2 protein-coding genes are annotated in these 2438 nt (G+C 44.4%); both read right to left on the bottom strand.

The window, feature by feature from the left end; translation table 11 throughout:
* Positions 1-121: 121 nt before the first annotated feature.
* Complete coding sequence (locus tag AC1DND_RS25725; RefSeq protein ID WP_477585411.1) at positions 122-2086, bottom strand: hypothetical protein; 1965 nt, start codon at positions 2084-2086, stop codon at positions 122-124.
* Positions 2087-2233: 147 nt separating this feature from the next.
* The coding region (locus tag AC1DND_RS25720; protein WP_477585409.1) for a hypothetical protein at positions 2234-2438 on the bottom strand (205 nt) is incomplete at its 5' end.

Below are 2438 nucleotides of genomic sequence, written 5' to 3'. Positions count from 1 at the left end.
GCTATATCTTTTGTGCTAAGAAGATCCAAAACCAAATATCCCTGCTCCTGGAAAGTTGCATTATATTTTTGGTCAACGAATACATTTTGTACCATAATTTATTGGATTAAAAAAATGAAAATCACATCCAGTTATATATAACGCTGCTGTTGTGTGGTGCTTTCGTTGGAATAATTTTCGAAAGTACCCGCATAATAGTTGCAGTCGTAATGATGGACCTCTTATCTTCGTAGTATGTTCCCGAAGGATTGTTCCAGGGCTCGTAACAGAAGTTATCTGTCACGCGGAGATTTGCCGAACCATACCACTGCCCATTCTCTGCCTGCCAGTTGAGCAAGGTGCGAAGATGAGCGCCTATTTTTTCATCAGCATAACCTCTGATGCATTCAATGCCGATATAACAGGCAAGATCAAAAGCATTGTCTATCTGAATAGAAGATACATCATATTCATAAGTATCCAGCGGTTCCTGTAGGCCCAAGCGATCCAGTACTTCCAACGTTATGAATGTACTGTAATAGGGGTTTCGCCACCAGTAGGAACGCCAAAAGCCGTTGTCCATCCGGTGGGTGTGTAAAGCTTTTTGAAACGGATCAAGAAACGTGGTCCTATCTTCCGCAGACATTCCGTGATAACCCCAGGGAGTAACATCCCAATGACCTGTGGCCCATGCATCAGGTTCGGTATAAGTGGCAATACAGTCATCTTCCCGCCAGTGTTCCCGGAAAAATAAACGGTCAGCCGCTGCAACGGGAAGTGCAAGTTCATCGAATAATGCAACAGCCATTGCAGTTGAGTCTGCATCAGGTCCTGTCATGGCATTGAATCCCCACCCGGAATTATAACTTCTTTTTTCGGCTAGCCAGCTGGCAGCTTTGATTGCAGCATTAATAGCGTCGTTATTGCCGCTTTTTTTTCCATACTGGGCCAGCGCCTGTGCTGCGTATGCGGTAACCCATTGGTCTGATGTACCTACAGGCAAGTGATAATCGTCCCAGCTGCCATTTTCGTTTTGAACCGATAGGAGGTACCGCATCGAATCTTTGAGCGCTCCCCATATTTCATCTGATTCCGGCATGCCGTTTTGTACATCATGCTTTAGGTATAGATTCAACCTTGGTTTTTGATCCGTGGTTAGTCCAAACCCAATGAAAGCTATCTGGTATTCCTGACAGTTCAGCATCATGCCGGTATCTACAGGCGTAAGTAAAAATCGCGTTGTTAATTGGCTAATAATCGATGACCACTCGTCAGAAGTATATCTGAGGCAATGGCCACACAGGTCTGCTTTTACATCGGCATGAGCTCCGGTCAGGAGATTAAAGCCAATACTCATCACCAACCCATTCAAATCTGTTTTATATTTTTCCGTTGCAATGGCAAGGAAATCTTTCATTTCCTGCGATGAAAACAGGTCGATCCCTAAATGCTGAAAGTCTGTAGTCTCGCGCATCCGGAAGTAGATCTTCGCCCTTGAATTTTCAAGTGTGCTTCCTTCCAATCCCGCACTTGCAACAATACAGTGTTCCTTTAATTTATTTATTATGGTTATTGCATCATTGGCCGAAGGTAAAATTGCTTTGAGCCAGGTGGTTACAGTATTCCATCCTTTTTCCYGGCTAAGGGGTGCCATTTCCAGGTAGAAAGCAATTCCAGCCTGTTGCGGGCTTGTGCCAATCCATACAAATCCTTGTTTGTAAATGTTGCGGTCATCTTTATTTTTTGGCAATAATATTTCAATCGTCTTTTCAGCAATCTCTTTCAAATCACTGCTTTCGCTGCTGTCAATAGCATGCCTAAGTGTTTTGATGGATGAATGATAACGTGATTCAGTGGCAGTATGAAATGCGCCTGGATCGCCAATAACGCGGAGCGATGTTCCCTTGCCGGAAGTTGTAAGGCAAAGCTGCAATGGTGAACCGTCGTTGTTCAGGCATGAAGCACCGGTAATAAAATCTTCAGTACCAGAATCAGAATCAAGAAGCTGGTAACAGCTATCTGTTAAAGAGTTAGCCGTAGGTTGGAGTCGCTCAGCAAGCGAAATAAGCCGTTGAACTTTTTGGCCGAGGCGTACACTACGAATCATATAAGTTTTAAGGTTGAGAAGACAGGATAAATTAGATTTTGGTTTAGGAGCTTATAAACCCCACAGCTGATTTGAACATCAGCAGCGGGGTTTGAATAGTTTAAATTGCGATTGCAAACGAAGAATGTTACAATCGTAAATTATGAATTAACCACCTGGTTGAATATTGATCTGTGGAGTCTGACCCGTATTGCTGCCTGTTGAACCGGATGTGCCATTTGAACCAGTATTTCCTGGTGTTCCGTTTGCGCCACCTGATGAGCCGCCAGTACCGGCTGTGCCGCCTGTGCCGCCAACACCGCCGCTGCCTCCATTACCAGGAAGACCAGCTATAGGATGGCCAATAAGCTGA

The sequence above is a fragment of the Pedobacter sp. 01N416 genome (assembly GCF_056399685.1).
This window is presented reverse-complemented; position numbering and strand designations above follow the sequence as displayed.